General features: G+C 46.9%; 2 protein-coding genes. Both read left to right on the forward strand.

Annotated elements, in window-relative coordinates; genetic code table 11:
* Positions 1 to 469 (forward strand): DUF3440 domain-containing protein (locus ACFO6W_RS25920; RefSeq protein WP_380002014.1); only part of this gene is annotated, 469 nt, incomplete at its 5' end.
* Positions 466 to 798 (forward strand): ParB N-terminal domain-containing protein (locus tag ACFO6W_RS25925; RefSeq protein ID WP_380002016.1); only part of this gene is annotated, 333 nt, incomplete at its 3' end. The genes ACFO6W_RS25920 and ACFO6W_RS25925, both read left to right, overlap by 4 nt.

A 798-nucleotide genomic window follows, 5' to 3' on the forward strand; every position in this document is an offset into this window, starting at 1 on the left:
CGGAGCCAACTTCGGGAATATCTATTGCGGGACCAAAGCAACGGGAGCCGGGAGGATAAGCCTTCCTCAGGGACATACATGGAAAAGCTACTGTAAGTTCCTGCTGAGAACACTTCCCGGAGAAACCCGCAGGATATATACGGCCAAATTCATAAAGTTTACCCGTTACTGGAACAGTACCGGTTCTCCTGTTAGCGAGGAAGACATCTTCGAACTGGACCCGGATATGATCGTCAATACCCGGCAGTATAGCAAACGGGGAAAGGGCGACAAATATGTCGTGCGTTTCAAAACCATACCGGATGCATTGCTCGGCCTGGATAACAAAACGGATTTCCTCTCCTGGAAACGTATGTGCATGGCTATCCTTAAAAATGATATTACGTGCAGGACCCTGTCTTTCTCGATGACAAAGAAGCAGATATTAAGGCAACAGGAATTGATCCGGAAATACGAAGAAATGCTATGAAAAATCAAAACGAAGAAAATCATGTTTTTCAACAAATGACTGCATCTGTATGCCGGTATATAAAAGACATGAAAGATACGGATGAAAAAATAGACACCCTTAATTATGTCCGCTCGATGTTACATGAGGTGAGCCCGATGAAACACCATCCGGTAGACTTCGTCGCATGGGAAAGGTCGGAAAACATAGAAGGCAACGACTATAACCCGAACAGTGTTGCCCCGCCGGAAATGGCCCTGCTGGTTACCTCCATCGAGGAAGACGGCTATACCATGCCTGTTGTCGGCAGTCCGGAAAAGGATATCATCCGGATCGTGGACGGGTTTCAC

It is taken from the genome of Dysgonomonas termitidis (assembly GCF_042654545.1).
GTDB classification, from domain to species: Bacteria; Bacteroidota; Bacteroidia; order Bacteroidales; family Dysgonomonadaceae; genus Dysgonomonas; species Dysgonomonas termitidis.